This is a genomic window from Paracoccus marcusii (assembly GCF_006151785.1).
Taxonomy (GTDB): Bacteria; Pseudomonadota; Alphaproteobacteria; order Rhodobacterales; family Rhodobacteraceae; genus Paracoccus; species Paracoccus marcusii.
On the sequence record NZ_VDDD01000225.1, the window covers coordinates 1 to 2,251 of the forward strand.

3 protein-coding genes are annotated in these 2,251 nt (G+C 73.3%); all 3 read right to left on the reverse strand.

Going from position 1 to position 2,251, the window contains the following annotated elements:
* The coding region (locus tag FHD68_RS18360; protein ID WP_139086538.1) for a BatD family protein at nucleotides 1-971 on the reverse strand (971 nt) is incomplete at its 3' end.
* Nucleotides 968-1,585 carry a hypothetical protein gene (locus FHD68_RS18365; protein WP_127898113.1) on the reverse strand — a complete coding sequence of 206 codons (618 nt, stop codon included), beginning with the start codon at nucleotides 1,583-1,585 and terminating at the stop codon, nucleotides 968-970. The genes FHD68_RS18365 and FHD68_RS18360, both read right to left, overlap by 4 nt.
* Nucleotides 1,582-2,251: VWA domain-containing protein (locus FHD68_RS18370; RefSeq protein WP_139086540.1), on the reverse strand; the 670-nt coding region annotated here is incomplete at its 5' end. The genes FHD68_RS18370 and FHD68_RS18365, both read right to left, overlap by 4 nt.

Sequence of the window (2,251 nt, forward strand, 5' to 3'; positions counted from 1 at the left end):
GCCCTGCGCATCGCTGCCGCATGCGGGCCGGGCCGCAGCCGGCGCAGGGCGCGCCCGATCGCGGGCAGCCTGCCCCATAGCACCACGGCCAGCGCGACCACCCCGCCCGACAGCGCCAGCCCCGCCATCTGCCAATGCAGGGCGACGCCCGTCCCCGATGCGGTGCTGAAACCCGCGAAGCCGAACGGGATCGGCTTCATCGCCGCCACCTCGATCCGGCGGCTGTCGGTGTCCAGCCAGGGAAAGGGGATCGCGGGCAGGACGCCTGGCTCGCCCGTGCGGGGGCGCATCTGCCATTCCCAGACCACGCGGGCGACCGGGCCGTCCGGGGTGGGGATCGTCTCGCGGGTTTCGGGCAGGGTAAAGCTGATCAGCCAGGGCTGGGCGATGTCGGGGCGCGGCGGCAGGTGATGGGCCATCGCGCCCAGGGCCTCGATGGTGACGCGGCGGGTCAGGATGTCGTCCTTGGCCAGGCGGCCGGGCGGTGCGGACAGGTCGTCCGTCAGCACCAGCCTGCGTGCCGTCAGGGGGCGGCCCGAATGGGGAAAGGGCTTGACCGTCAGGCGCGTGGTGCCCGACGAAACGCTGACCTCCTCGCGGACGCCGCTGCGGGTGATGTTGGTCAGGTTATGGGTCAGCGGACCGATGGTCAGGTCCCCTGCCCGGCGCGGAAACAGCGCGATGTCGCGTTCGAAGATCTGGATCATCCGCCCGCCGATGCGTTCCTGGAACCAGCGGTCGCGGTCGATCTGCATCCAGTCATAGGCGTCGGACGACGGAAAGGTCAGGCTTTCCAGCGACACGGTCAGGTCGTATTCGCCGCGCAGGGTCAGGCGCACCATCTCGGCCACGACGGGGTTGCCGTGATCGTGCAGGATCAGCAGCCGCGCCTCTCCGGGGGCCAGGGGTGCGGGGGTTTCGGCGCGCAGCGGCGTGGCCAGCATCAGCAGCAAAAGGATCAGCCGGATCACCACGGGTCACCCGCCTCTGGCCGGATCAGGCCCAGCCCGGCGCGCCGGTCGTGTTCGGCCTGCAACCGCAGGGCCAGGAATTCGCCGGGATCGTCGGCGATGGTTTCCAGCCACGCGTCGCTGGCGGCCATGCCCCGCGCCTCGACCGGTCGGCGCCAGCTTTCGGCGGCGGCGTCGGTCAGGGCGTTGGCGATCATCTCGTCCGGGGCGGGACGCCCGCCCCGCCCCAGGATGCGACCCGGCGCGACGCTGTCGCCCTGCTGCGGCGGAAACATCGTCGCCACCAGGTCGCGGCTGGCGCGGGCCTGTTCGTCGGCGGGGTTGGCGAAAAGCACCGCGTCGAAATAGGCGACCGCGAGGGGATAGTCGCCCGTGGCGGCCAGCGACAGCGCGCGGTTGTAGGTCTGCGACCGGCCCGCGCGGGCGAAATCGGCATCGGCCAGGTCATGGTCGCCCAACCGGTAATGGGCCACCCCCCGTGCGCCCGGATCGTCCAGCAGGATCAGCGCGAGCCGGTCCCACCCCGCCCGCAGCGCCAGCGCACCAAGCGCCGCGGGGCCGGCAAGGACCAGCGCCGCCACGGCCAGGACCAGAAGGACCGCCGCCGCCCTCATTGCCGCCGCCTCAGCATCTGCAGCAGCGGCAGGGCGGCCAGCGCGGCCAGGAACGGCCCCAGATCGCGATAGCCCAGGGCCGTCACTGCCGGATCGCGACGGCGATCGCCCCCCTGGCGCAGCCGGGCGGCCAAGTCGTCGACATCCTGTGCCAGCACCATCTGACCGCCCGATTGCACCAGCTGCGCCAGCGCATCGGGCGCAGGGGTGGGCGCCTGCGGCGCGGCGCCCACGACCCGGACCGCCCAGATGCGCGTGCCCAGGGCGGCCAGACGCCCGGCCTCGGCCACGGCCTGGCCATCGACCCCGGCCCCGTCCGAGATCAGGACCAGATCGGCCTGCCCCGCATCGCCGAACATCTGCCCGGCCAGGCCGATGGCGGCTGCGGGCCTGCTGCCCTGGCCGGGCACCGTGTCGGCATCCAGGACCGCGATCAGCGTCTGCAGCGTGCGCGGATCGGTGGTGGGGGCGGATGCGGCATAGGCCTCTCCGCTGTAGAGGATCAGGCCGACTGGTCGGCCGGCCAGCCCCTGCAGCAGGGCGGCGGCGGCCTGTTGCGCCTGCGCCAGCGCCGGTCCCCGCGCGACCGACGGGGACAGGTCGATGGCGATCAGCACGCTGTCGGTGCGCGCCAGGACGGGCGCATCGGCGCGCGGCAGGGCCGGC